Below are 25,756 nucleotides of genomic sequence, written 5' to 3'. Positions count from 1 at the left end.
GCGGCGTCGGCCCGGCCCCTGGAGACAGGACGTCACCCCTTGACGGCGCCCTGCATGATGCCGCCCACGATCTGCTTGCCGAAGATCGCGAAGACCAGCAGCAGCGGCAGCGTGCCCAGCAGCGCGCCCGCCATGATCAGGGACTGGTCGGGCGTGTAGCCGCGGCCGAGGCCGGCCACGGCGACCTGGACGGTCGGGTTGCCGGTCTGGGTGAGCACCAGGAACGGCCACAGGAAGTCGTTCCAGGTCTGCACGAACATCAGCATGCCGAGCACCGCCATCGCGGGCCGGGCGGCGGGGAACACCACGTGCCACACCACCCGCCAGCTGCTCGCGCCGTCCACCCGGGCGGCCTCGATGATCTCGTCGGGCAGTGCCTGGAGCAGGTACTGCCGCATGAAGAACACACCGAACGCGCTCACCAGCGACGGGAAGATCACCGCCTGGAGCTGGTCGGTCCAGTCCAGCTTCGCGACCATCATGTACAGCGGGATCACGCTCAGCTGCGGCGGCACCATCATCGTGCCGATGACGATCAGCATCAGCGCGTTGCGGCCCTTGAAGCGCAGCTTGGCGAAGGCGAACCCGGCGATCGTCGACAGCACGACGATGGTGAGCGCCGAGATGCCCGCCACGATCGTGGTGTTCAGGAACGCCTCGCCGAGGTTGGCGTCCGTCCAGGCGATCTCCAGGTTCTTGAACAGGTTGGAGCCGAACCAGAACGGCGGCGGCGTCTGCGCCAGGCGCTGGTTGTCACGGGAGGCGGCGATCGCGGTCCACACCAGCGGGAACAGCGAAACGATCGTGAACAGGATCAGGATCGCGTACGCGATCGGACCGCCGTGCAGGGTCCCACCGGCCCGCGCCGACTTCGGCAGGCGCGAGCGCTTGGTCTGCCGGGCGGGCGTGGTCTCGGGGGGCGTCACAGTCGTCGTCACGGCCACACCTCCTAACTACTGGCGCGCAGCCGGCGCGAGATGACGTAGTTGACGATGCCGATGACGATCAGGATCAGGAACATCGTCCAGGCGATCGCCGAGGCGCGGCCCAGGTGCTGGTTCACCCAGCCCTGCTCGTACAGGTACAGGCCGAGCGTCTGGAACTGGTGCTCCGCGCCGCCGGAGGCGCCCTTGTTGGCGTCGAACAGCAGCGGCTCACCGAAGACCTGGCTGGCGCCGATGGTCGACACCACGGCCGTGAACAGGATGGTCGGACGCAGCGACGGCAGCGTGACGTGCAGGAACTGCTGCCAGCGGCTCGCCCCGTCCAGGGCGGCCGACTCGTACAGGTCCTGTGGGATCGCCTGCATCGCGGCCAGGTAGATCAGCGCGTTGTAGCCGGTCCACCGCCAGATGATGATGGTCGAGACGGCGATCTGCGAGGGCCACTTGTCGCCCTGCCAGTCGACCGGGTCGATCCCGACGAAGTCCAGCGCCCAGTTGATCATCCCGTAGTCGCGGCCGAAGAGCAGCACGAACACCAGGGAGGCGGCGGCGATGGAGGTGGCGTACGGGGCGAGCATCGCGACCCGGTAGAAGGTCGAGGCGCGCAGCTTGTAGTTGAGGATGTGGGCGATGCCCATCGCCATCAGCAGCTGCGGGACCGTGGAGATGATGCCGATGGTCAGGGTGTTCTTCGCCGCGTTCCAGAAGAACTCGTCGTCGAAGATGCGGGTGTAGTTGCGCAGCCCCACCCAGTTCATGTCGGTGGGCGCGGTCAGTTCCACCTGGTGCAGCGAGGCCCATCCCGTGTAGATCAGCGGGAACAGGCCGAAGGCCAGGAACAGCAGGAAGAACGGCGAGACGAAGGCGTACGGGCTCCAGCGCACGTCCCGCTGCCAGCGGCGCGACAGCTTGGCCCGGCGCTTCACCTCCTGCTCGGAGACGGCGTCGGCGGGCGGGCGGCCCGGGGCCGCGCCCCCCTCCTTGGCGGGGGGCGCGGCGGTGTGGTGGCGGGTGGCCATGCGGGTCACTGGTCCAGGTTGTTGTCGATGGTCTTCGTCGCCGTCTCCCAGGCCTCCTTCGCGGACTTGCCCTTCGTGACGAGGATGACGCCGTTGTCGGTCAGGCCCTGCTGGATGATTTGGTCCTTCGGGCCGATCACCTGGACCGGGATCTGCTGCGCGGCCTCGGCGAAGATCTCACCGATCGGCGCGTCGCCGGTCATGTCGTTCTTGGCACCCGTGACCTCGGGGCTGTCGAAGGCGGCCTGCGCGCTCGGGAAGCTGCCCTGCACCTTGAACAGCTTGGCCTGCTGCTCCGGCGCGGTCAGCCAGGCGACCAGCTTCTTGGCCTCTTCGACGTTCTTGCCGTTCTTCGGCACGGTCAGGAAGGAGCCGCCCCAGTTGCCGGACTTGGGCGCCACGGCGACGTCCCACTTGCCCTTGGCGTCGGGCTGCGACTTGCCCTTGATGTAGCCGAGCATCCACGGCGGGCACGCCATCGCGGCGAACTTGTTGTTCGCGATCGTCTGGTCCCAGGCGGGCTGGAACTGCGTCTGCGCGCCGACCAGGCCCTTCTCGGCGGCCTCGGCCGTCAGGTCGAAGGCCTTCTTGACGGCCGGGTTGGTCTTGTAGACGACCTTGCCGGAGGCGTCGTAGAACTTCTCCTTCTCACTGCTGAGGATCGCGTTGATCAGACCGCCGGGGGAGTCCATGAAGGTCGTGCCCTCGGGGCCGTTCTTCTTGTACCGCTCACCGGCGTCGACGAACTTGCCCCAGTCACCCGCCCACAGCTTGCCGACCTCCGCGCGGTCGGTGGGCAGGCCCGCCTTCTCGAACAGGTCCTTGCGGTAGCAGATCGCCATCGGGCCGATGTCGGTGCCGAGGCCGATCGTCTGGCCGTCCTTGGTGGTGGCCTGCTGCCACTTCCAGTCCAGCCAGTCGGCCTTGTTCACGCCGGAGACCTTGGAGAGGTCCTCCAGCTTGGCGGCCTGGGTGTTGACGATCTCGGCGATGTTGCCGACCTCGACGGCCTGGACGTCCTGCAGGCCGCTGTTGGTGGTCAGGTGGTTCAGCAGCGCCGGGTAGTAGTTCTCGTTGCGTTCGACGACGTTCTCGGCGATCTTGATCTTCGGGTTGAGCTTCTCGTACTCGGCGTACAGGCCCGCTTCCTTGAAGCCCATGGTGCCGAAGAGCCCGAGCGTGATCGTGGTCTTGCCCTTGCCGCCGGACGACGAGCCGGAGCTGTCGTCTCCGCCGTCGTCGGCACAGCCGGCCAGCAGCCCGGCGCCCAGCGACGCGACGGCCGCGACGGCCAGCGCCTTGCGGGCGGTTCGGATGCGTGCTCGCATGTCGTCCTCCTGTTGCCCTGACGTGCCGACCCCCCGGCCAACTGCATTGTTGGACCCGTTTTTACTCGCTGCGGCTCGGGCGGGGAACGTGCGGGTTGTGTATGTGTCAGGTACTGTGGGAGCGCTCCCACCAGTGATGTGTTGAAGGTTCGCGGGTCGGAGCGGGGGTGTCAAGGGACCGGACAGGGAGAGATGCGTTCAGTTATCGGGACGTTAACTGGACCGGGACCGGGCGCCCTTGGGTGCCCGGTCGGCAGTATCAAGCCAGTCGGGCCCCGGCGGTACCGGTGCGCCGGGCGGAAGCGGAAGGCCGGGGGCGGCAAGCCGTCGGTACCGGTCACCGGAGCGGGCGGGCCTGTTAAATTCCAGGCCAGCCGCAGAGTGCGGGTCAGTACGGGAAGGCGGAGCCCATGGCAAGCCACGGAGCGCGGGGCCGAAGCGGTGGCCGGCCCACCCTCGAAGAGGTGGCGGCGCGCGCCGGTGTCGGCCGCGGCACGGTCTCCCGGGTGATCAACGGCTCGCCCCGGGTCAGCGACGCCACCCGCGCGGCCGTCGAGGCGGCGGTCGCGGAGCTCGGCTATGTGCCCAACACCGCGGCGCGCGCCCTGGCCGCCAACCGCACGGACGCCATCGCTCTGGTCGTGCCCGAGCCGGAGACCCGGTTCTTCGCCGAGCCGTACTTCTCCGACATGCTCAAGGGCGTCGGCTCGGAGCTGTCCGAGACGGAGATGCAGCTGCTGCTGATCTTCGCGGGCAGCGACCGGGAGCGGCAGCGGCTCGCGCAGTACCTGGCGGCCCACCGGGTGGACGGCGTCCTGCTGGTCTCGGTGCACGCGGACGACCCGCTGCCCGACCTGCTGGCGCAGCTGGAGATCCCGGCGGTGATCAGCGGTCCGCGCTCGGCGGCGGAGTCCCTGCCGTCGGTCGACTCGGACAACTACGGGGGTGCCCGCCAGGCCGTCGAGCACCTGCTCTCCCGCGGCCGGCGCCGGATAGCCCACATCACCGGCCGCGTGGACGTCTACGGTGCCCAGCGCCGTGTCGACGGGTACCGCGCGGCGCTGAGCGGCGCGGGACACGAGGTGGACGAGTCACTGATCGAGGGCGGCGACTTCACGGAGGAGGGCGGCCGCCGCGCGATGGAGGCGCTGCTGGAGCGCCGGCCGGACGTGGACGCGGTGTTCGCCGCCTCGGACGTGACGGCGGCCGGCGCGCGGCAGGCGCTGCGCGAGGCGGGGCGCCGCATCCCGGACGACGTGGCGCTCGTCGGCTACGACGACTCGGCCATAGCGCGTCACCTGGATCCGCCGCTGACCAGCGTCCGCCAGCCCATCGAGGAGATGGGCCGCCGGATGATCGACCTGCTCCTCACGGAGATCGCCGACCGCCGCCCGCTCGCGTCCCGGGGTCTGGAGCGGCGGCAGCTGGTCCTGGCGACGGAGCTGGTGCCGCGGTCTTCTTCGTGACGTGGGGGCGTCGCCGTCGAGCGGGGCGACGGCGCCCCGGAGCCGACGCCGGGAGGGCACGAAGAAGGGGCTGACCCGGTCTCCCGGGATCAGCCCCTTCTTCTTCGAGGGTGAGTGACGGGACTCGAACCCGCGGCATCCTGGACCACAACCAGGTGCTCTACCAGCTGAGCTACACCCACCATGGCCGGCTTGGAGATCAGTGTGTTCCCCGACCGGCCGAGAAAAAGTGTACAGGGTCCGAAGGGGTGCTCGCGCCCGGCTTTCCGGGTGGCCCCCGACGGGCCCCTCGCGCACCTACTGAGCAGGCAGGACGTGCTTCGCCGCGATCGTCTTCGCGGTGTCGGAGTCGGGTCCGGGCTGCGGGACGAAGACGGCCTCGCGGTAGTAGCGCAGCTCCGCGATGGACTCGCGGATGTCGGCGAGCGCGCGGTGGTTGCCGTTCTTCTGCGGACTGTTGAAGTACGCCCGCGGGTACCAGCGACGGGCCAGCTCCTTGATCGACGACACGTCGACGATCCGGTAGTGGAGGTAGTCCTCCAGCGTCGGCATGTCGCGCAGCAGGAAGCCGCGGTCGGTGCCGACGGAGTTGCCGCACAGCGGGGCCTTGCCCGGCTCCTTGACGAACTCCCGCACGTACGCCAAGACCTGCTCCTCGGCGTCCTTCAGCGTCGTGCCGTTCGGCAGCTCGGCGAGCAGTCCGGACGCGGTGTGCATCTGACGCACCACCTCCGGCATCGTCTCCAGCGCCCGCTCCGGCGGCCGGATGACGATGTCCACGCCCTCGCCGAGCACGTTCAGCTCGGAGTCGGTGACGAGGGCGGCCACCTCGATGAGCGCGTCGTCCGACAGCGAGAGGCCGGTCATCTCGCAGTCGATCCACACCATGCGATCGTTCATGTGTCTCACCTTACGGCGCCCTGGGGTGGGCCGGGCCGACCGTGCGCCGGAATGACGTGGGGCCGGTGGGGTCAAGGGTGCGGCCGTGGCCGTGAGTGCTCCTGCCGGGCAGGGCGTGTGGGCACGGTCCGGCGGGCCGGCGGGAGAAAGCGGCGGGGCCCGCGAGGAGGTGTGCTCCTCGCGGGCCCCGCCGTGCGTTCACGTCGCGCTGCGCTGGCCCGGCAGGCTCGCCGACAGGGCCGGGGACGCCCCGACCGCGCTCGCGGCCGCCGTGCGGCGGGACTGGAGCGGGACCGGATGCTCCGGGTGGAGCGCGGCGGCCGCCTGGCCGGGCTGACCGGACGTGCCGGGGTGCCCGCCGTGTCCCGGGTGCCCCTGCATGCCGGGCCCGGGGCCGCCCGGCGCGGCCTCGGTGTCCTGGGGCCGCTCGCCCTGCGGGCGCCGGGCGCGGTACGCCGCCCGGTACGCGGCCGGGGACGAGCCCAGCTGGCGGCGGAAGTGGCCGCGCAGAGCCACCGGTGAGCGGAAGCCGCAGCGGCCCGCCACCTCGTCCACCGAGTAGTCCGACGTCTCCAGCAGGCGCTGCGCCTGGAGCACCCGCTGCGTGATCAGCCATTGCAGCGGCGCGCTCCCGGTCAGCGAGCGGAAGCGGCGGTCGAACGTACGCCGGCTCATGTACGCGCGTGCCGCCAGGGTCTCCACGTCGAACTGTTCGTGGAGGTGCTCCAGCGCCCAGGCGACGACCTCGGCGAGCGGGTCGGCGCCGATCTCCTCGGGTAAAGACCTGTCGAGGTAGCGCTCCTGCCCGCCGGACCGGCGCGGGGGGACCACCAGGCGGCGGGCCAGGGCCCCGGCCGCCTCGTTGCCGTGGTCCGTGCGCACGATGTGCAGGCAGAGATCGATTCCGGCCGCCGTGCCCGCAGAGGTGAGCACGTCGCCGTCGTCCACGAAGAGTTCCCGTGGATCGACGTGCACCGACGGATAGCGCTTGGCCAGCGTCGGCGCGTACATCCAGTGTGTCGTCGCGGGGCGGCCGTCGAGCAGGCCCGCCGCCGCGAGGACGAAGGCGCCGGTGCACAGTCCGACGATGCGGGCGCCCTCCTCGTGGGCGCGGCGCAGCGCGTCGAGCGCCTCGTCCGGTGGCGGGGAAGTGATCGAGCGCCAGGCCGGCACGACGACCGTGCCCGCGCGCGAGATCGCTTCCAGGCCATGCGGTGTGCTGAGTTCCAGGCCCCCTGTGGTCCGCAGTGGGCCGTCCTCGCCGCCGCACACCAGCAGTCGGTAGCGTGGCACGCCGGCGTCCTGGCGGTCGATCCCGAACACCGACAACGGTATGGAACTCTCGAAGATGGGGCCGCCGCTGAACAGCAGCACCGCGACGATCTCCTTGCGGCGTCGCCCGGACAGCTTCCGGGCCGCAGCTTCCGGCGCGGCAGTGGAGTCGTGGCTCATACTGCTAAGCCCCCCTCGGTGGTCGCGGCTCCTCGGTTGTGTCGCTCCTGCACGTTTCCCCTCGGTCCTGCACGAGTCCCCCGCCGTAGACAGTCAAGATCGAATCTACTGTGTCCCGTCGTGCCGGAGTGGCCGGTTCGGCACTCGGCACATTGTCGACTTGGCAACTTGGCGTGAAGCATTCGATCACGAAGCGTTGCACTCGTGGGGCGTGCAGGGAAGTGCGCCTCGTCGCGGTGGCCAATCCACGTAGGGTGCGCAGGGCCCCTGAGGCCCTTTCCGTGCAGGTCGAACGGGGGTTGAGGGGTGTTTCGGCAGGGGGATGCGGGGGTGCCGGAAGTTGGCTGAAAACCGCCGTGCACGTGCACGGAAACCGGTCAACCGACCGGTGTATCGCCGCCGGTGTGCCGTCCGCCCCGGTGCGACCCCGTTCCGGTGCGGTGGTGACGTCCGCGGTGGGGCGCCCGGTCCTCGGCGGCGAGCCGGGCGGCGCCCCGCTCGGACTGGCGCAGCAGGACCCGGCAGGCACCCGTGACGGCGGCGAGCCCGAGGGCGGTGCCGGCGGCGCCGGCGAGCGAGGTGCCGTAGGCGAGGAGGACCACCGGGACCAGCAGGCAGCTGAAGGCCGCCCAGCGGACCACGTCCGTCGCGGTGTCCCGCGGGGGCGGGGTCGCGCGGCCCGCCTCGGCGGCGGGGCGGGGTCCGGACATGGTGTGCTCCCTGTGGCGTGGTTCAGCGGGTTCAACGCGCGGCCGGGACGTCGGTCACTGTGTGACCGGATCACCCCCACGGGTAAGTGAATCCCGTGCAAACCGCCTGTACAGCGCAGCAACCATTGCGTTACGGGCGTCGCCTCGTGCATGCTCCCTGGAACCCGCTCGCACGGCGGACGGGAACTGGGCTGAGGAGGCGTGCCGCCGTACCCTTGGGGGTATGGGCTTGGGAAGACCATTCCCGGACACAGCTCCGCCGCTCACTGCCGCACGCGTCAGCGAGCCCCGCTCGCGGGCCCATCCACTAAAGGATCACAACGCCGAGACAGCCATGGCCGGTCACGAATTCTTCGAACCCGCGGACCGCAAGCGGCCCGTCGCCGATCCCACGGCGGCCGAGCCCCTGGCGGCGGAAGAGCCACGCCATTCCTGCGACCCCGCCTTCAAGCACGGGGTCGTCGTCGGCTTCGACGGCTCCACGTCCAGCGAGCGCGCCCTGGCGTACGCGATCGGCATGGCCCGTCGCTCCGGGTCGGGCCTGATCATCGTCCATGTCGCCAACCGGCTGCCGACCACGGTGTGGGCCGGCTGCGAGCCGCCGGTGTTCGTGGACGTGCCGGACCACCGCACCGAGGTGCTCGGTCTGGAGCTGGCCTGTGCCGACTACCTCGCCGAGGTGCCGTGGATCCTGGTCGAGCGCGGTGGCGACATCTGCCACGAACTGGAGGAGGTCGGCCGGGAGTACGAGGCCGACGCGATCGTCGTCGGGTCGACGCACGGTCTCGTGGGCCGCATCTTCGGCTCCGTCGCCGGGCGGCTCGCCAAGCGGGCGCAGCGGCCCGTGGTCGTCATTCCCTGATCCGGCCGCAACTGGCCAACTCCCTTGTGCGACACGCGAATCTACTCGCGCGTAGAGGTGTTTGTGCCCTTGTGAAGGGCATATACGGAACACCGCACGACTGCACTTGCACGAAGGGAGCCCGCCGTGGACAAAGACGTCTCCGCGGGAAGCGGAATCACGACCGTGGCCGGTCGACTCGCCCTCGGACTCACCCTGTTGGCCTTCGGCTTGGGGAACACCGCCGTGATCGACGGTGTTTCGGCCGCCGACGCCACGTCCCTCGCCCAGTACGTGGGCGGAGTCGCCCTCTTCGTCGCCGGAACGGTGGCGCTGCGCGAGGGTGACGCCGCCGGTGGCACGGCGTTCTCGGTGCTCGGGGCGCTCTGGTTCACCTGGGCCGTGTCCGATGCCGCCGCCGGCAACGAGGCGGGTCTCTTCCTGCTGTTGTTCGCCCTGGTGGCGCTGTCGCTCACGGTGGCGGGCGGGGATCAGCTCGGGCGGGGCGTGTACGGGCTGTTCTTCGTGTCGCTGCTGCTCCTCGCGATCGCCGTGTTCGCGGAGAACGACGGGCTCGCGAAGGTCGCGGGCTGGTTCGCGGTCGCCGCGGGCGCGGTGGCCTGGTACGCCGCGACGGCCGCGCTGGCCCACTGGCCGACGGCTCTTCCGCGACGCGCTGCGGGCCGGGGTGTGACGGCCACCGGCTAGCTGCGCCGGCCGGGGAGTTGGGCGGCTTCCCGGCGATGAAACGGACCCCCCGTGCGTGGTGGCAGCACGTGGGGGTCCGTTTTCGTCCGTCGGCCTGTGCGGGCGCGCTGTGGTTGCTCGGGCAGTTCCCCGCGCCCCTTACAGGAAGGCCTCTACTCCACCGTCACCGACTTGGCCAGGTTGCGGGGCTTGTCGATGTCGCGGCCGAGGGCCAACGCCGTGTGGTACGCCAGGAGCTGGAGCGGGATGCCCATCAGGATCGGGTCCAGCTCGTCCTCGTTCTTCGGGACGACGATCGTCTCGTCGGCCTTCTCCTGGTGCTGGTGGGCCACCGCGAGGATCCTGCCGCTGCGGGCCTTGATCTCCTCCATGGCGGCGCGGTTCTTCTCCAGCAGGTCGTCGTCGGGGACGATCGCGACCGTGGGCAGCGCCGGCTCGATCAGGGCGAGCGGGCCGTGCTTGAGCTCGGAGGCGGGGTAGGCCTCGGCGTGGATGTACGAGACCTCCTTGAGCTTCAGGGACGCCTCGCGGGCCACCGGGTAGCCCCGGACCCGGCCGATGAAGAGCATCGAGCGGGCCTCGGCGAACTGCTGGGCCAGCTTCTTGACGTCCTCCTCCTGCTCCATGATCTCGGCGATCTGCGCGGGCAGCTTGCGCAGGCCCTCGATGATGCGCTTGCCGTCGCGGACCGACAGGTCACGGGTGCGGCCCAGGTGCAGGGCGAGCAGGGCGAAGGCGACCGTGGTGTTGGTGAAGCACTTGGTGGAGACGACGCAGACCTCGGGGCCGGCGTGCACGTAGATGCCGCCGTCGGCCTCGCGGGCGATGGCCGAGCCGACCACGTTCACCACGCCCAGGACGCGGGCGCCCTTGCGCTTCAGCTCCTGCACGGCGGCCAGGACGTCGTACGTCTCACCGGACTGGGAGACGGCGACGTAGAGCGTGTCGGGGTCGACGACCGCGTTGCGGTAGCGGAACTCCGAGGCCGGCTCCGCGTCGGCGGGGATGCGGGCCAGCTCCTCGATCATCTGGGCGCCGATCATGCCCGCGTGGTACGAGGTGCCGCAGCCGAGGATCTTCACGCGGCGGATCCGCCGGGCCTCGCGGGCGTCCAGGTTGAGGCCGCCGAGGTGCACGGTGGAGAAGCGGTCGTCGATGCGGCCGCGCAGCACGCGGTCCACGGCGTCGGCCTGCTCGTGGATCTCCTTGTGCATGTAGGTGTCGTGGCCGCCCATGTCGTAGGAGGCGGCCTCCCACTCGACGGTGGTGGGCTCGGCGGTGGTGCGGGTGCCCTCGGTGGTGTAGGTCCGGAAGTCGTCGGCCTTGAGGGTGGCCATCTCGCCGTCGTCGAGGGTGACGATCTGGCGGGTGTGGGCGACCAGGGCGGCGATGTCGGAGGCGACGAACATCTCCTTCTCGCCGATGCCGAGGACGACCGGGGAGCCGTTGCGGGCGACGACGATGCGGTCGGGGAAGTCGGCGTGCATCACGGCGATGCCGTAGGTGCCCTCGATCAGCCGGAGGGTCTCGCGGACCTTGTCCTCCAGCTTGGTCGCCTGCGAGCGGGCGATGAGGTGGACGAGGACCTCGGTGTCGGTCTCGGAGAGGAACTCGACGCCGTCCGCCTCCAGCTTGCGGCGCAGGTCGGAGGCGTTGTCGATGATGCCGTTGTGGACGACGGCGACCTTGCCCTCGGCGTCCAGGTGCGGGTGGGCGTTCACGTCGGAGGGGGCGCCGTGGGTGGCCCAGCGGGTGTGGGCGATGCCGGTCGTGCCCTTGAAGCGGGCCGGGACCTTGGCCTCCAGGTCGCGCACGCGGCCCTTGGCCTTGACCATCTTCAGGCCGGAGGTCTTCGGGGACGTGACGACGATGCCCGCGGAGTCGTAGCCGCGGTACTCCAGGCGCTGCAGGCCCTCCAGGAGCAGGGGCGCGACGTCACGCTTCCCGATGTAACCGACGATTCCGCACATGTATACGTATTCCTAGCCGTAGACGATGCGCCGCAGCTGCCGGAGCGAGAGCTCCGGCGGGGCCACCGCGCGGTATTTGAGGTCCGCCTCGATCCGCTCGAAGATCGCCGCGTTCACCAGGCCCTGGGCCTGGAGCTCGCGGTGGCGGCGACGGACGTACTCCTCGGTCGTCTCGTCGAAGTAGGCGAGCACGTCCTGGATCACGCGCAGCGCCTCGCCCCGGCTGAGGGCGGTGGACCGCGTCAGATGATCAACGAGTTCGTCGTGCACTCGCTAGATCCTGGGGTACGAGCGGCTCTTTCGCAAGAATTCTGCCCGGATTCGGGCAAGCGTCTGTGGAGAGCCTCGGCGCACGGCGGCCCGCCGGGCACAGCAGGGCCCGCGCGGGCTCCTCGCGCGGGCGCTCACATCCGCTTGAGCACCGCCTGCTTGGCCAGTGCGAACTCGTCGTCCGTGAGCACGCCCGTGCGGTGCAGCTCACCGAGCTCGCGCAGCCGGCGCAGCAGGGCGTCGTGGTCGTCCTCCGCTGAGGCGGCCGGGGGAGAGGGCAGCTCCGGTCGCGCGTCCGCCACGCCGTCGGCGGCGGCCCGGGCCGGGTGCGGCAGCCTCGCCTGGACCGCCGCGGCGACCAGCGCCATCAGCGGGTCCTTCTTGAAGCCCCACAGCTCCACGGCGTTGGGGTCGTACTTGGGCGGTGTCTTGGCCGGCGCGTTGCGCACGACGAAGCGGAGGTGGCCGTTCTCCAGGCCTGCCGCCGGGTGCCACTCCACGCCCGTGATGTCGGCGAGCGCGAGCGTACGGGCGCCGGCGGCGGCCTTGGCGTCCTCCGTCTTCCAGTTCCACTCCAGGCGTATGCGCTCGCCGTCGAAGCTCGCCGTGCCGTCCCCGGCGGACACCGACAGCGGCACGGCCGGGCCCGGCAGCAGGTACTCGGTCACCGGGCCGGACGGCACCTGGTCCAGCAGCAGCGCGTTGCGGACCTCGTCCGTGAAGTACTCGGCGACTCCGTAGCGGTCGGACTCGACGATCAGCTGGTACGGGTCGTGGGGCTCGGTGAGCCGCCCGCCGGTCGCGTGCAGCAGCGGGTCGGCGCCGTCGCGCAGGCGCAGCCGCAGCCGGCCGCTCCGCTTGCCCTGCTCCAGCGAGATGCCCGCCAACGCCCCGAGCGGGACGGTGAGTTCACCCAGCTCCCTGCGCAGCAGACTGACGTTCTTGTCCCGCCCGGGCGTCAGCCGCAGGGCGTCGCCGTCGAAGATCCACGAACCGTCCTTCTGGATGATTTCCGCCATGGGGTGGATTGTTTCACCCAAGTCCCGGGATAGTGGTCCAGACCTCTTGGAGCTCAACGGCTCACGGAAGGGACGGTTTTGTGAGAGACGGTCTTGTCAGACAGCGCCACAGAACACTTCGCCTTCTCGGCTCGCTGCTGCTCGTCGCGGTGGGCGTCGGCGTCACCCAGGCCGCCCCGGCCCGGGCGGCGGACCCCACCCCGCTCGACCGGGTCGTCCCCGCACCGGCCTCGGCCGAGCCCGGCGGCGCCCCGTACCGCATCACCCGCTCCACACACATCCGCGTCGACGGCTCACGGGAGGCGCGGGGCGTCGCCGAATACCTCGCGGACCTCCTGCGCCCCTCGACCGGCTACCGCCTGCCGGTCACCACGCACGGCCGGGGCGGCATTCGACTGCGGCTCGCTCACGGCGACTTCGGCCCCGAGGGCTACCGCCTGAACAGCGACGCCCGCTCCCTCACGATCAGCGCCAGGACCCCCGCGGGCCTCTTCCACGGCGTGCAGACCCTGCGCCAGCTGCTGCCCGCGGCCGTCGAGAAGGACACCGTGCAGCCCGGCCCCTGGCTGGTCGCCGGCGGCACGATCGAGGACAGTCCGCGCTACGGCTGGCGCGGTGCCATGCTCGACGTCTCCCGGCACTTCTTCACCGTCGACGAGGTCAAGCGCTACGTCGACCAGCTCGCCCTGTACAAGTTCAACAAGCTGCATCTGCACCTCAGCGACGACCAGGGCTGGCGCATCGCCGTCGACTCCTGGCCGCGCCTGGCGACCTACGGCGGCTCCACGGAGGTCGGCGGCGGCCCCGGCGGCTACTACACCAAGGCGCAGTACAAGGAGATCGTGCGCTACGCGGCCTCCCGCCACCTGGAGGTCGTCCCCGAGATCGACATGCCCGGCCACACCAACGCCGCCCTCGCCTCCTACGCCGAGCTGAACTGCGACGGCGTGGCGCCTCCCCTGTACACCGGCACCGAGGTCGGCTTCAGCTCGCTGTGCGTCGGCAAGGAGATCACCTACGACTTCGTCGACGACGTGATCCGGGAGCTGGCCGCGCTCACCCCGGGCAGGTACCTGCACATCGGCGGCGACGAGGCGCACTCCACCAGCCACGAGGACTACGTGAAGTTCATGGACCGGGTGCAGCCGGTCGTCGCGAAGTACGGCAAGACGGTCGTCGGCTGGCACCAGCTGGCCGGGGCCACTCCGGCGAAGGGCGCGCTCGCGCAGTACTGGGGCCTCGACCGGACGAGCCCCGAGGAGAAGGCGCAGGTCGTGAAGGCCGCGCAGAGCGGGACCGGGCTGATCCTGTCCCCGGCGGACCGGGTGTACCTCGACATGAAGTACACCAAGGACACACCCCTCGGGCTGTCCTGGGCGGGATACGTCGAGGTGCAGCGGTCCTACGACTGGGACCCGGGGGCGTATCTGCCCGGGGTGCCGGCCGGCGCCGTGCGGGGCGTGGAGGCGCCGATGTGGTCGGAGACCCTGGAGAACTCCGGGCAGATCGAGTTCATGGCGTTCCCGCGGCTGCCGGGGGTGGCCGAGCTGGGGTGGTCACCGGCGTCCACGCACGACTGGGAGCGGTACAAGGTGCGGCTGGCTGCGCAGGCCGAGCGGTGGGATGCCCTGGGGATTCAGTGGTACCGGTCGCCGCAGGTGCCCTGGGGGGCCGCCGGGCAGTGATGCGGTGTGCGGGTGGTGGGGGCTTGTCGCGCAGTTCCCCGCGCCCCTGAAAGAAAGGCGATGACGGGCACCCCGGAGGACCGTACTCCGGGGTGCCCGTCTGTTCGGGTCAGAACCCCGCGATCGGGTTCTTCAGGTCGCCCACCAGCTGGAGGGCGCCCGACGGGTCCGCGAGGTCCACCATCTGCTGGTTGTTGCGCAGTTGCAGGCGGTTCAGGCAGGACAGGGCGAACTCGGGGGCGAACATGTCGTACTGCTCGAACTTGTCGGCCAGTTCGGGCGCCGACTCCTGGTAGGCGCGGGTGACCTCCGCGACCGTGCGCCAGAAGTCGTCCTCCGGGAGGATCCCCTCGGTGGCGAGGTTCGCCGCGAGGAAGCGGAAGAAGCAGTCGAAGACGTCCGTGAAGATCGACAGGAGTTTCTTGTCCTCCGGGACCTCCACGCGCAGCCGCTCGACCGCCGGCGGCAGCACCGCGTCCGGGTCCATGACCGCGATCTCCTCGGCGATGTCCTTGTAGATCGCCCGCTGCACGACCCCGTCCTTCAGCACGAGGATGACGTTCTCGCCGTGCGGCATGAAGACCAGGTCGTAGGCGTAGAAGCTGTGCAGCAGCGGGGTGAAGTACGCCTGGAGGTAGCGGCGCAGCCACTCCGTGGGGGCGAGGCCCGACCGCTCGATCAGGGCGCCCGCGACGGAGGCCCCCTCGTGGTCGACGTGGACCAGCGAGGCCATGGTGGCCAGCTGCTCGCCCTCCTGGAGGGACGGCACCGGGCTCTCCCGCCACAGTGCGGCGAGCATCTTGCGGTACGGCGAGTAGCGGTCGGTGGCCTGCTCGTACTCCAGGTGCCGGTAGCCGACGGCCGCGCGCTCCCGGATGATCGACAGACCCGTGGCCTTCAGCACCGGGTCGCCCTCGATGAGCTGGGCCAGCCAGTCGTTGATCGCCGGGGTGGCCTCCATGTAGGCGGCCGAGAGACCCCGCATGAAGCCCATGTTGATGACGGACAGGGCCGTCTTCACGTAGTGCTTCTCCGGGCTTGTCCGGTTGAAGAAGGTCCGGATGGACTGCTGGGCCAGGTACTCGTCGTCGCCCTCGCCCAGGCACACCAGGTGCCGGCGGGCGACCTCGGCGGCGAAGGTGACCGAGAGCTTGTTCCACCACTGCCAGGGGTGGACGGGGATGAGCAGGTAGTCGGCCGGGTCGAGGTCCTGCTCGCGCAGGACGGCGTGGAAGCGCTCGACGGTCTCCGCGCCGAGCTCCTCGCGCAGGAACGACTCGTACTCGATGCCGACGCCGGCCGTGAACGCGGCCCGCGAGCGGTGCGCGGCCAGCCAGACGAGCCGGACCGGGCTCGCCGTCTCGGGGGCGTACGCCAGGTACTCGTGGATGCCGAAGCCGAGCCGCCCGTTGTTGGCCACGAAGCAGGGGTGGCCCTCGGTCATCGAGGTCTCGATGGTCTGGAAGTCGCTGCCCGCCAGCTCGGCCGCCGTGGCCTTCGGCTTGGTGAGCTTGTAGCAGGTGCCGGACAGGGTGGAGGAGATCTCCTCCAGGTAGACCGGCAGGATGCTGTCGCTCAGGCCCAGGGACTTCTGCAGCTCGATGAAGAAGTCCAGTGCGGCGAGGGGGAGTTCGGCGCCGTCCCGATGGCGGGTGATCGACTCGGCGTCGACCTGCCAGTGGTCCAGGGCACGGACCGTCGCGGCGAAGGTGTACCGGGTCAGGCCGTCGTCGCTGCGGACGACGTAGGTGCCCTCGGCGGTGGCCTCCGGCGTGATGAGGCGTTCGTGCGCGAACTCGGCGAGCGCCTTGCGGATCAGGAGGCGGTTGGCCCGCGCCCAGCGGTGGGGGGACAGATGCGCCACGGCGTCGGACAGGGTCATACGGCTACTCCTCGGGCGGCCAGGAACTGTGCGCGCGTGCAGAAGCTGAGCAGCGCGCGCTTCTCCGGCTTCTGGATCTCGCGCTCGGGTACGAACCCGACGGCCTCGTTCAGGGCGTGGACGGCCTTGTTGTCCACGTCGGGCTCGACGACGACGCGCCGCACCGCCGGGTCCTCGAAGAGGTGCTCCATCACGGCGGTGATGACGGACCGGGTGAAGCCGCGCACGGGCGTGTCGGTCGGCGGGGTGAGGAAGTGCATGCCGATGTCGCCCGGCTGCGGCTCGTACAGGCCCACCAGCTCGCGGTGGGCCGGGTCGTACTTCTCCATCAGGAAGGCGGGGACACCCTCCTGGAGGCCGAGCTCGGCGTGGTGGTGCTCGTCGGCCGCGATCTCCATGTAGGCGCGCTCGACGTCCTCCAGTCTCGCGTCCTGCATCATCCAGAAGGCGGCCTTGGGGTGGGTGACCCAGGCGTGCAGGAGCTCTGCGTCCTTCAGCGGGTCGAGGGGGCGGAACGTGAAGGTCATACCGAGAACTCCTGGAACGCGATCGTCTTCTCCACCGGGTAGTACTCGGTGCCGAGCAGCTCGCGGATGATGTACGCGTTCCGGTAGGGGCCCATGCCCAGGTCGGGGCTGGTGATGCTGTGCGTGTGGACGCCGGCGTTCTGCAGGAAGATCCCCCGGCCGGTGACGTCGATGGCGTAGTTGCGGGCCACGTCGAAGTTGCCGTGGGAGTCGTAGCGCAGGCGGTCGCGGACCGGCTTGAGGAACTCCGGCTCGGCGTACCGGTAGCCCGTGGCCAGGATCAGGCCCTCGGAGGTCAGCTCGAAGTCCTTCTGCTGCTCCTCCTGGCGGAAGGACAGCGTGTACGTGCCGTTGTCGTACCGCGCCGCGTTCAGCGAGGAGTTGGTGAGCAGCCGCGTCGGGACCGGGCCGCCGAGGTTCTTCTGGTAGAGCAGGTCGAAGATCTCGTTGATGAGGTCGCCGTCGATGCCCTTGAACAGGCCCTTCTGCTCGGCCGTGAGGCGGTAGCGGGTGGCCTCGGGCAGCTCGCGGAAGTAGTCGACGTACTCGGGGGACGTCATCTCCAGCGTGAGCTTGGTGTACTCCAGCGGGAAGAACCGGGGGGAGCGGGTGACCCAGTTCAGCTTGTAGCCGTGGACGTCGATCTCGCCGAGCAGGTCGTAGTAGATCTCGGCGGCCGACTGGCCGGAGCCGACCAGCGTGATGGAGTCCTTCTTCTGCAGCTCCGCCTTGTGCTGGAGGTAGCGGGAGTTGTGGATGAAGTCGCCGCCCAGGTCCCGGCAGGCCTCGGGAATGTGGGGCGGGGTGCCGGTGCCGAGGACCAGGTGGCGGGCGCGGTAGGTGTCGCCGGCCGTGGTCGTCACGACGTAGACGTCGTCCTCGTAGGTCACCTCCGCCACCGTCGTGCCGAAGCGGATGCTGCTCAGCTTGTTCGCGGCCCAGCGGCAGTAGTCGTCGTACTCGACCCGCAGCGGGTAGAAGTTCTCCCGGATGTAGAACGAGTACAGCCGGCCCTTCTCCTTCAGGTAGTTCAGGAAGGAGTACGGCGACGTCGGGTCGGCGAGGGTGACCAGGTCCGACATGAACGGCGTCTGCAGGTGGGCGCCGTCGAGGAACATCCCCGCGTGCCACTCGAAGTCGGGCTTCGACTCCAGGAAGACGCCGTCGAGTTCGGCGATGGGCTCGGTCAGGCAGGCCAGGCCGAGGTTGAAGGGGCCGAGCCCGATGCCCACGAAGTCGTGGGTGGTGGTCGGGTTGTCAGGACGCGCGGTCAAGGGACTCTCCCAGGTACTGCTCGGCGTGGCCGGCGATCAGGTCGAGGACGGCGGCGATGTCGGACGCCTGCGTCTCGGGATTGAGCAGGGTGAACTTCAGGTAGTGGCGGCCGCCCACCTTGGTGCCCGCGACGATGGCGTCACCGGAGGCGAAGAGGGCCTTGCGGGCGTAGAGGTTGGCGCGGTCGATCTCGGCGGGGTCGGTGACGTTCGCCGGGATGTAGCGGAAGACCAGGGTGGACAGGCTCGGCTCGACCACCACGTCGAAGCGCGGGTCGGCGGCGAGCAGCTTCCAGCCCTCCCGGGCCAGCTCGCACACCTCGTCGAAGAGCTGCCCGATGCCGTCGGCACCCATGGTGCGCAGCGTCATCCACAGCTTGAGGGCGTCGAAGCGGCGGGTGGTCTGCAGGGACTTGTCCACCTGGTTGGGGATACGTTCCTGCACCATACGGCGCGGGTTCAGGTACTCGGCGTGGTAGGTGGCGTGGCGCAGCGTGGCGGCGTCGCGGACCAGCACGGCCGAGGAACTGACCGGCTGGAAGAAGGACTTGTGGTAGTCGACGGTGACCGAGTCGGCGCGCTCGATGCCGGCGATGCGGTCGCGGTGCTTGAGCGAGGCGAGCAGGCCGCAGCCGTAGGCGGCGTCGACGTGCATCCAGGTGCCGTACTGGGCGACGAGTTCGGCGATCTCGGGCAGCGGGTCGATGGAGCCGAAGTCGGTGGTGCCGGCGGTGGCGACGACGGCCATGGGGACGAGGCCGTCCTGCGCGCAGCGCTCCAGCTCCCGGGCGAGGGCGACGGTCTGCATGCGCTTGTCGTGGTCGACGGGGATCGACACCACGGCGTCCTGGCCGAGGCCGAGCAGTTTCGCGGACTTCTTCACGCTGAAGTGGCTGACCTCGGAGGCGAAGATGCGCAGTTTCGCCAGGTCCTGGGTCTTGGCCTCCTCGCGGGCGAGCAGCAGCGCCTGGAGGTTGGACTGGGTGCCGCCGGAGGTGAACACGCCGTCGGCGTTCTCGCCGAGGCCGATGCGGGCCGTCGTCCAGTCGATCAGTTTCCGCTCGATGAGCGTGCCGCCGGCCGACTGGTCCCAGGTGTCCAGCGAGGAGTTCACGGCGGACAGCACGGCCTCGCCCAGCACGGCCGGGATGACGACCGGGCAGTTGAGGTGGGCCAGGTAGCGCGGGTGGTGGAAGTAGATCGCGTCCCGGAGGTAGACGTCCTCCAGTTCGTCGAGCACCGCGGTGGTGTCGTGCAGCGGCTGGTCGAGGTCGATCGCGTCGATGCGGGGAGCGAGGGCGTCGACGGTGACGCCGGTGAACGGCCGGTCGGTGGCGGCGAGTTTGGCGGCCACCCGCTCGACTCCTTCGGTCACGGAGCGGCGGTACTGCTCCGCGGTGGTGTCGTTGAGCAGGTGCGAGCGCATGTGGGGGTCCTCCGGTGGGGACAGTCCGGTGCGGGACAGGAGCAGACTGCTCCGGGTTCAACTTAGGTAAGCCTAACCTAACTTCGATCACGCGAAACCGGGCCCTGCCGTGACCGTGGTCACTCACGTCACGCGGGACGCTCGCGGTCGGCGGGCCCGACGGCCGCGGGCACGGCCTAGCCCTCGGCGCGCAACTGCTCCTCGGTCACACCACGCCGCCAGTAGCCGACGAACGTGATCCGCCGCCGGTCGACCCCGAGCTCGCGCACGAAGTGCCGGCGCAGCTCCTTCACGCACCCGGACTCGCCGGCGACCCAGACGTACGGCCGCTCGGCGGCGGGCAGCCGGGCCGCGCGCAGGGTGTCGAGGGCCATGGGGGACCCCTCGGCGCCCTCCCGCTCCCCGACCAGCCAGGTGATCTCGGCGTCGGCCTCGGTCACCAGGTCCTGGATGTCCCCGGCGTGTGGCACCTCCAGCCAGACCCGGGCACGCGTGCCGGCGGGCAGCGACTCGACGATGGCCGAGGCGGCGGGCACGGCGGTCTCGTCGCCCCAGACGACCACGAGGTCGGTGTCCTCGGGCGGCCGGAAGCGGATCGCCCGGTTGTCGGCCACGGCCGGGCCGAGCAGCAGCACCCGGTCCCCGGCGGCGGCCCGGGCGGCCCAGCGGGAGGCGGGGCCGGCCTGGACCGAGGCGCCCGGCTCGACGCCGTGCAGGGCGAAGTCGATGTCGATCTCGTCCGGGTCCCGGCGCAGCGCCCTCAGCGTGTACGACCGCATCACGGCCCGTACGTCGTCCGGCAGTTCGCGCCAGCCCTGCCACCAGCCGTCCCCGAGCTCCAGCGGCACGACCGGCTCGGGCTGTCCCGGATGCGGCAGGAACAGCGACAGCGACTGGTCACGGCCGTCGGAGTGGAAGGCGTGCAGATCGGGCCCGGTGAAGGTGACACGGACCAGAGACGGCCCGAGCCGCCTCGTCCGCGCGACCTGGAGGGAGAAGAAGCGGAACGGGGCGGCTACGGCGGTGGTCATGGAAGGGCTCCTGAGTCGTCGTCAGGGGGTGGGGGTGCGCCCCTTGGGTGCGCCTCTTCGGGGCGCGGAGCGCGGGGAACGGCGCGCGCAGCCAGCCGGGCCCGCGGTGGCGGGCCCCGGCGCGTTCCCCTCGGCGCCGAGCGCCTAGCTGACCTTCTTGGCGGTCTCGATGGCCTTGGCGAGGTTCTCCACCAGCGGCACGCACTTGTCGTAGGACAGGATCGGCTCGGCCGAACGCGAGATGACCTGACCGGCCTTGACCGCGGGCAGCTTCTTCCAGGTGGCCTCGGTGATGTCCGCCGGCTGGATGGCGGAGGAGCGGTCGTCCATCATGATGATGTCGGCCTTGTACTTGTCGACGTTCTCCCAGCTGAGGCTCTCGAACCAGCCGCCGCCCTGGGCCTTGGCCTTCTCCGGCGGCTCGACGAAGTTCACGCCGAGGGCCTTGAAGTACTCCAGGTCGATGGAGAGGTTGGTGCCCGAGACGTAGAACAGCTCCTGGCTCGCGGAACCGGCCATCACCTTGATGTCGGGGTGCGCCTTGGCGGCCTTGCGCAGCCGCTCGGAGGCCTCCTCGAAGCGCTTCTTGGCGTCGGCGGCCTTCGCGGACTTCATGTCGCCGCCGAGGGACTCGGCCAGCTCCCACATGCGCTGCAGCGGGGCGGTGATCTGCCGGTCGTAGACGGAGACGCCGACGCTCGGGGCGAGCTTGGCGATCTTGTCCTTGGAGGCCTCGGGGACGTACCAGAGGGTGCCGGCGTCGTCGAACATCGTGGAGATCAGCACGTCGGGCGCGAGGGCCGCGTACTTCTCGACGTTGAACTGGTCCCAGGTGTTGCCGAGGATGGTCACCTTGCTGATGTCCATGTCGCCGGCCTGGACGTCGGGCTTGCCGTCCTGGGTCTTGGTGGGGCCGAAGACGCCCTTGACGGAGACGCCGTAGTCGTACAGGGCGGCGGCGACACCGGTGAACGCCACGATGTTCGCGGGGGCCTTGTCGAGCTTGACGGTCTTGCCGCGGTCGTCCTTGAAGGACCACGGGCCGGACTGGGCAGCAGCCGTCGATTCCGAGCCGCCGTCCTTGGAGTCCTCGCCGCCGCACGCGGTCACGAGGGCGCCGAGTCCGAGTGCACCACCGGCGGCGAGGAGGCCGCGGCGGGAGAAGCGGGCGGTTCTGGCGTTCGACATGGGTGGGTCTGCTTTCATGCGTACGGAGCCACTGCGGGCGCGGCTGACAGCCGCCTGGCTGGAATCAGGCTTAGGTTAGCCTAACCTCAGATCTTGTCCAGAGGGGCCCTGGTATCCGTGCCCGGGGAACCGGGCCGGAATGCCGGGGGAGGCAGTGATCCGGATCACGAAGGGCCGGGACGGTCCGGCCGCCCCGCCTACGAGTTGAGGCGCCGCGTCACGGCCCGGACCAGGTCGGTGCGGGCGACGCGCAGTGTGAACGCCTCGCCGGCCTCGCTGTTCTCCATCGCGGGCTTCGCGTACCAAGGAAGGCCGCGGCGGCGCCACTTGGCGGGGGCGAGGTCCAGGGGGACGGGCGGCAGCGGCACGGTCCACGGTCCGAGGCGGACGCGTCCCTCCCACAGTCCGGCGGGCAGCTCGGTGACCGGAACCCGCACCACGAAGTCACCGCCGGACTCCGAGGCCCGGCGGGCGGGGAAGGCGGCGCTGCCGCCGCGGCCGTCCTCCAAGTGCACGGCGAGGGCCCCGTCGGGGACGGCGGCGAGCGTGCACCGGCCGGCCAACTCCAGTTCCGTGGGCGCGCCGGGAGCCCACCGCACCGTGGCGACGTTCAGCTGGGGCAGCACCTCGTGCTTGCGTTCCCCGATGTCGAGCGTGAGGTTGCCGTACGGCTTGGTGGCGTACAGCGTCACGGCCCGCAGCGCGTCGCCGCTGCCGACGATGTGCGTCGCCGGGGATCCGCAGACCCCGCGGTCCCGCTTGCTGCCGATCCGCACCTCACGGGTGACGCCCTGAGCCCCGATCATGAGGAACAGGTCCCACAGCCCGTCGGCGAGCGGGGCGCCGTGGCCGGCGGTGCCGATGTCGACGGCGACCTCGAAGCCGGCCTTGTCGTAGACGTAGTGGCCCTCGTCCTCGTCTTGGCCGAGCCCGGGGGTCGCGGTGTGCGTGACCGGGAGCCGGTACTCGGTACCGCTCTCCCGCTCGCGCAGCACGAGCTCGCTGGACACGTCCTCGGTGGCCACCCGGTGCAGATAGCCGTGCCCGGCCAGGTGCAGCACGGTGCCGCGGAGTTCGGCGCGGGAGACGTGGTGGCGCACGCCGAGCTGGCGGGTCACGTCGTAGCAGGCGTCGGGGATGCCGCGGGACGGGTCGCGCAGGTAGGGGTAGCGGGCGTAGGCGCGGCCGCCGTCGACGAGGACCGGGGTCGCCACGTCGGTCTTGGCCAGCTCGCTCTCGAACCGCACCAGTTCGAGCAGTTCGTCCAGCATGGTGTGCCGGACGAGGTGCAGGCGCAGGCGGGCCATCGCCGACAGCCGGTCGTCCAGCCCTTCGTGCCAGAGCGGAGCGATGATCTCGGCGAGCCGGGCCAGCCCCTTTTCCTGCTCGGCGCGAGGCTCGTGCGCCAGGTGGGCGAGGAGCTGCTGCACCTCCACCGTCAGGTGGCGGTGGGCCAGGTGGTCGCGGCCGGGACCGGACGGCACCTGTTCGAGGAGCAGGTCGACCATGCGGGGCAGGAAACGCAGCCGGGGTTCGGAGCCGCCGGTCCGCAGGGTGATGTTGCCGCTGTCCTCGCGTTCGACCCAGTAGAGGCAGTCGTAGTCGGCGAGGACGGAGATGCCGTCCGCGTGCACGTAGGCGGGGGCGACGAAGAGCTGGTCCTCGCCGATCTTCAGGTCCGTCGGGAAGCGCAGCTCCAGCCGCTCCAGCAGCTCCCGGCGGAACAGCTTCATCGGGTTGAGGGTCCAGTACGCGCGGGACGAGAAGACGTCCGTGCGTGGCTGGTTGCGCCGGAACATCGAGGTGGGGGCCCCGCGCCCGCCGACCCCGACCATCTTGCCGAGCACGATGTCGGTGCCGTTGCTCTCGGCCATGGCCACCATGCGCTCCAGCGCCTCGGGGGCCAGGTAGTCGTCGGCGTCGAGGAAGAAGACGAAGGTGCCCCGGGCGTGGTCGAGGCCCTTGTTCCGCGGCGCCGAGGGTCCACCCGAATTCTCCTGGTGGAAGACCCGCAACAGCGTCGGGTATTCCTCGGCGAGCCGGTCGAGTTCCTCGCCGGTACCGTCCGTGGAGCCGTCATCGACGGCGAGGATTTCCAACGCGTCCCGGCCGATGCTTTGCTCGGCCACGGAGGTGATGCAGCGCGTGAGATAGGGCATCGCGTTGTACGCAGCGATAACCACGGAAACGACAGGGCCGGCCATCGGAGCTCCCCCAGAAAAACGACGCACGTCCCCTCGCCAAGCCTCATGGGAATGCACGTGTGGTCATAACGCGCGCAGGGGAAAATGCCATATGCATGGTAAAGATACCATGGAGTAGGGGTGTCTGTGAAGTGGCCCCCTGTCGAACCGGCAGGTCAGGGCGACTTTCGGCCGGTTGGCTCGAAGGGTGATTTGTGTCTGTGTCGGCAGAATCGTCGCTTCCTCTTTCCTGTGGCCGAGGGTTGACATGCTTTAGTCGCCCCATATTTAGTCTGCGCTTACAACTTTCATAGCGGGCGGGGGTGGGTCTGCCCGGATGAGCCCAAGGGGTGGGTGTGCGTACGCGTATGCGTCCGGGCTGGGTATGGGCTGCGACAGCAGGTGCCTTTGCCATGGCTGTAAGTGGTCTTTCGGTGACTTCTCCGCAGGCCGCGGCAGCAGCCTGCACAGCGGGAACTTCCAGTGACTTCAACGGGGACGGCGTGGCCGACACGGTCATCGCCGATCCGCAGGCCACCGTGAACGGAGCCAAGGCGGCGGGCCTCGTCCGGGTCGTCCTGGGCGGCGGCAAGGGTGTTGCCGAGATCTCCCAGGCGACGAGCGGCATGGGTGCGACCCCCGAAGCGGGTGACCAGTTCGGCTTCTCCCGGAGTTCGTACGACGCGGACGGGGATGGTTGCACCGACCTGGTCGTAGGCACTCCGTACGAAGACGTTGCCAAGGACGGCGGGCAGTTGGTCGACGCGGGTGCCGTGTACGTCATCCACGGCACCCCGACCGGCATCGGCGCGGGTTCGAGGATCGAGGGGTACACCCAGTCGGAGCTCGACTCCGGTACGTCCACCGAGGCGTACGACTGGTTCGGATACGCGCTGCGGGCCGGGGGAACGGCGAGCAGCGCGCCGTACCTTGTGGTCGGCGCACCCGGTGAGAACGTGACCGTGGACGGGACGACGTATGGCGACGCGGGCTGCGTCACCTACGTCCAGGGCACGACGCGGGTGTCGGTCAGCCAGAAGGATCCGGGCGTTCCCGGCGAGGTCGAGGCGCATGATCGCTTCGGTTACTCGGTGACCGGGACGAATCGGTTCTTCGCCGTCGGTGCCCCCGGTGAGGCCATCGGAGACGCCAAGTTCGCGGGCGGTGTGAGCGTCTTCAGTCACACCATGTCCGGCGGACTGCCCACGCCCCTGGCCGGACTCGATCAGGACGGCGCCGGGATCGACGGTGTAGCCGAAGCCGGTGACGGCTTCGGCACCTCACTGTCCATGACGGTTTACCGGCCCGGCGACCAGACCTACAACTCGGACGTGCTCCTCGCGGTCGGGACGCCGGGCGAGGACATCGGGGAGACCGCCGACGCGGGCAGCGCCGTGGTGTTCCGGGTCCAGCCGTCCGGGTCGTACACGGAGGTGACGGCGATCGACGCTGTGGATCTCGGTGAGACCCCGGTCGCCGGGGACTTCATGGGGCAGCGCGTGACGATCGCCAACACCGACACCGCTGTGGTCACGAGCTCGGCGACCGTTCGGCTCGCCGTAGGCGTGCCCGGCAGGGACACCGCCTCCGCCAAGGACGCGGGAGCCGTTCGTATCCTTCGGCCACTGGACTCGGCTGTCGGCGCGGCCGACAAGACCCTCGTGCGCGGTTCGGGGCTGCCGGGAACCGCCACCGCCCGTGACTACACCGGCACCGCCCTCACTTCTGGATCAGCTCACCTCTACCTCGGAGTCCCCCACAGCAAAGCCGCCGACTCGCCCAAGGGAGTGCTCTACGTCCTGCCCTGGACCGACATCACCGGCACGACCCAGGTCGGCACCACGACCTACCTTCCCGGCGCGAACGGGCTGCCCAACGAAGGCGTGGCGTTCGGAACGGTCGGATGAGCAGCGGATCGGGAAGAGGGAAGCGC

21 protein-coding genes and 1 tRNA gene are annotated in these 25,756 nt (G+C 70.1%); 5 read left to right on the top strand and 17 right to left on the bottom strand.

Annotation, left to right across the window (positions count from 1 at the left end):
• Window positions 1-32 precede the first annotated feature (32 nt).
• The 3 genes from ACF07N_RS13610 to ACF07N_RS13600 are packed head-to-tail and all read right to left on the bottom strand — an operon-like array spanning window position 33 to window position 3,291.
• On the bottom strand, window positions 33-938 hold the full coding sequence (locus tag ACF07N_RS13610) for a carbohydrate ABC transporter permease (protein ID WP_311688124.1): 906 nt from the start codon (window positions 936-938) through the stop codon (window positions 33-35).
• 11 nt (window positions 939-949) lie between these two features.
• A complete protein-coding gene (locus ACF07N_RS13605; RefSeq protein WP_383328669.1) occupies window positions 950-1,963 on the bottom strand; it encodes a carbohydrate ABC transporter permease in 1,014 nt (337 codons plus the stop codon).
• A gap of 5 nt (window positions 1,964-1,968) precedes the next feature.
• Complete coding sequence (locus tag ACF07N_RS13600) at window positions 1,969-3,291, bottom strand: ABC transporter substrate-binding protein (protein ID WP_392111971.1); 1,323 nt, start codon at window positions 3,289-3,291, stop codon at window positions 1,969-1,971.
• A 410-nt stretch (window positions 3,292-3,701) separates the two neighbouring features.
• Between ACF07N_RS13600 and ACF07N_RS13595 the strand changes: the two genes are divergently transcribed.
• A complete protein-coding gene (locus ACF07N_RS13595) occupies window positions 3,702-4,757 on the top strand; it encodes a LacI family DNA-binding transcriptional regulator (protein ID WP_383328302.1) in 1,056 nt (351 codons plus the stop codon).
• A 109-nt stretch (window positions 4,758-4,866) separates the two neighbouring features.
• Here the strand turns inward: ACF07N_RS13595 and ACF07N_RS13590 are convergent.
• From ACF07N_RS13590 to ACF07N_RS13575, 4 genes are all read right to left on the bottom strand, one after another.
• Window positions 4,867-4,939, bottom strand: a tRNA-His gene (locus tag ACF07N_RS13590).
• Between the two features lie 115 nt (window positions 4,940-5,054).
• Window positions 5,055-5,657, bottom strand: a complete 603-nt coding sequence (orn, locus tag ACF07N_RS13585) for an oligoribonuclease (protein WP_383328281.1) — start codon at window positions 5,655-5,657, stop codon at window positions 5,055-5,057.
• Between the two features lie 198 nt (window positions 5,658-5,855).
• Window positions 5,856-7,109 carry a helix-turn-helix domain-containing protein gene (locus tag ACF07N_RS13580; protein ID WP_383339650.1) on the bottom strand — a complete coding sequence of 418 codons (1,254 nt, stop codon included), beginning with the start codon at window positions 7,107-7,109 and terminating at the stop codon, window positions 5,856-5,858.
• A gap of 377 nt (window positions 7,110-7,486) precedes the next feature.
• Complete coding sequence (locus ACF07N_RS13575) at window positions 7,487-7,819, bottom strand: hypothetical protein (protein ID WP_383328275.1); 333 nt, start codon at window positions 7,817-7,819, stop codon at window positions 7,487-7,489.
• Between the two features lie 334 nt (window positions 7,820-8,153).
• Here ACF07N_RS13575 and ACF07N_RS13570 point away from each other — a divergent pair, with 334 nt between their 5' ends.
• Complete coding sequence (locus ACF07N_RS13570) at window positions 8,154-8,681, top strand: universal stress protein (protein WP_383328272.1); 528 nt, start codon at window positions 8,154-8,156, stop codon at window positions 8,679-8,681.
• A 126-nt stretch (window positions 8,682-8,807) separates the two neighbouring features.
• On the top strand, window positions 8,808-9,368 hold the full coding sequence (locus tag ACF07N_RS13565) for a GPR1/FUN34/YaaH family transporter (RefSeq protein WP_392111965.1): 561 nt from the start codon (window positions 8,808-8,810) through the stop codon (window positions 9,366-9,368).
• Window positions 9,369-9,520: 152 nt separating this feature from the next.
• Here ACF07N_RS13565 and glmS read toward each other — a convergent pair whose 3' ends face one another.
• The 3 genes from glmS to ACF07N_RS13550 form a co-directional block, all read right to left on the bottom strand.
• Complete coding sequence (gene glmS, locus ACF07N_RS13560; protein WP_311688132.1) at window positions 9,521-11,338, bottom strand: glutamine--fructose-6-phosphate transaminase (isomerizing); 1,818 nt, start codon at window positions 11,336-11,338, stop codon at window positions 9,521-9,523.
• 12 nt (window positions 11,339-11,350) lie between these two features.
• The gene (locus ACF07N_RS13555; protein WP_031130491.1) at window positions 11,351-11,608 is read right to left on the bottom strand and encodes a hypothetical protein; all 258 of its coding nucleotides are present in this window, start codon (window positions 11,606-11,608) and stop codon (window positions 11,351-11,353) included.
• A 134-nt stretch (window positions 11,609-11,742) separates the two neighbouring features.
• Window positions 11,743-12,627, bottom strand: a complete 885-nt coding sequence (locus ACF07N_RS13550) for a DUF4429 domain-containing protein (protein WP_392111961.1) — start codon at window positions 12,625-12,627, stop codon at window positions 11,743-11,745.
• A gap of 80 nt (window positions 12,628-12,707) precedes the next feature.
• Between ACF07N_RS13550 and ACF07N_RS13545 the strand changes: the two genes are divergently transcribed.
• Window positions 12,708-14,312, top strand: coding sequence for a beta-N-acetylhexosaminidase (locus tag ACF07N_RS13545; protein ID WP_392111959.1), 1,605 nt, complete (start codon window positions 12,708-12,710; stop codon window positions 14,310-14,312).
• Between the two features lie 109 nt (window positions 14,313-14,421).
• Here ACF07N_RS13545 and ACF07N_RS13540 read toward each other — a convergent pair whose 3' ends face one another.
• The 7 genes from ACF07N_RS13540 to ACF07N_RS13510 form a co-directional block, all read right to left on the bottom strand.
• Window positions 14,422-16,194 carry an IucA/IucC family protein gene (locus ACF07N_RS13540; RefSeq protein WP_392111956.1) on the bottom strand — a complete coding sequence of 591 codons (1,773 nt, stop codon included), beginning with the start codon at window positions 16,192-16,194 and terminating at the stop codon, window positions 14,422-14,424.
• A complete protein-coding gene (locus tag ACF07N_RS13535; protein WP_392111953.1) occupies window positions 16,191-16,721 on the bottom strand; it encodes a GNAT family N-acetyltransferase in 531 nt (176 codons plus the stop codon). Before ACF07N_RS13535 ends, ACF07N_RS13540 begins: the two co-directional genes overlap by 4 nt.
• Window positions 16,718-17,995 carry a lysine N(6)-hydroxylase/L-ornithine N(5)-oxygenase family protein gene (locus tag ACF07N_RS13530; RefSeq protein WP_392111950.1) on the bottom strand — a complete coding sequence of 426 codons (1,278 nt, stop codon included), beginning with the start codon at window positions 17,993-17,995 and terminating at the stop codon, window positions 16,718-16,720. The genes ACF07N_RS13535 and ACF07N_RS13530 overlap by 4 nt, the downstream gene beginning before the upstream one ends.
• Window positions 17,979-19,421, bottom strand: a complete 1,443-nt coding sequence (gene desA / locus ACF07N_RS13525) for a lysine decarboxylase DesA (protein WP_383328250.1) — start codon at window positions 19,419-19,421, stop codon at window positions 17,979-17,981. Before desA ends, ACF07N_RS13530 begins: the two co-directional genes overlap by 17 nt.
• Window positions 19,422-19,597: 176 nt before the next feature.
• Window positions 19,598-20,452, bottom strand: a complete 855-nt coding sequence (locus ACF07N_RS13520) for a siderophore-interacting protein (protein WP_392111946.1) — start codon at window positions 20,450-20,452, stop codon at window positions 19,598-19,600.
• Window positions 20,453-20,596: 144 nt separating this feature from the next.
• Window positions 20,597-21,640, bottom strand: coding sequence for an ABC transporter substrate-binding protein (locus ACF07N_RS13515; protein ID WP_392111943.1), 1,044 nt, complete (start codon window positions 21,638-21,640; stop codon window positions 20,597-20,599).
• A gap of 197 nt (window positions 21,641-21,837) precedes the next feature.
• On the bottom strand, window positions 21,838-23,844 hold the full coding sequence (locus ACF07N_RS13510; RefSeq protein ID WP_392111940.1) for a glycosyltransferase: 2,007 nt from the start codon (window positions 23,842-23,844) through the stop codon (window positions 21,838-21,840).
• 482 nt (window positions 23,845-24,326) lie between these two features.
• Here ACF07N_RS13510 and ACF07N_RS13505 point away from each other — a divergent pair, with 482 nt between their 5' ends.
• Entirely contained in the window at window positions 24,327-25,730 is a 1,404-nt protein-coding gene (locus tag ACF07N_RS13505) for an integrin alpha (RefSeq protein ID WP_392111937.1), read from the top strand.
• Window positions 25,731-25,756: the final 26 nt, after the last annotated feature.

The organism is Streptomyces sp. NPDC015242, from assembly GCF_043079125.1.
GTDB lineage: Bacteria > Actinomycetota > Actinomycetes > Streptomycetales > Streptomycetaceae > Streptomyces.
Note: the sequence above shows the minus strand (reverse complement) of the source record. Positions and strands in the feature narration are given on the sequence as shown.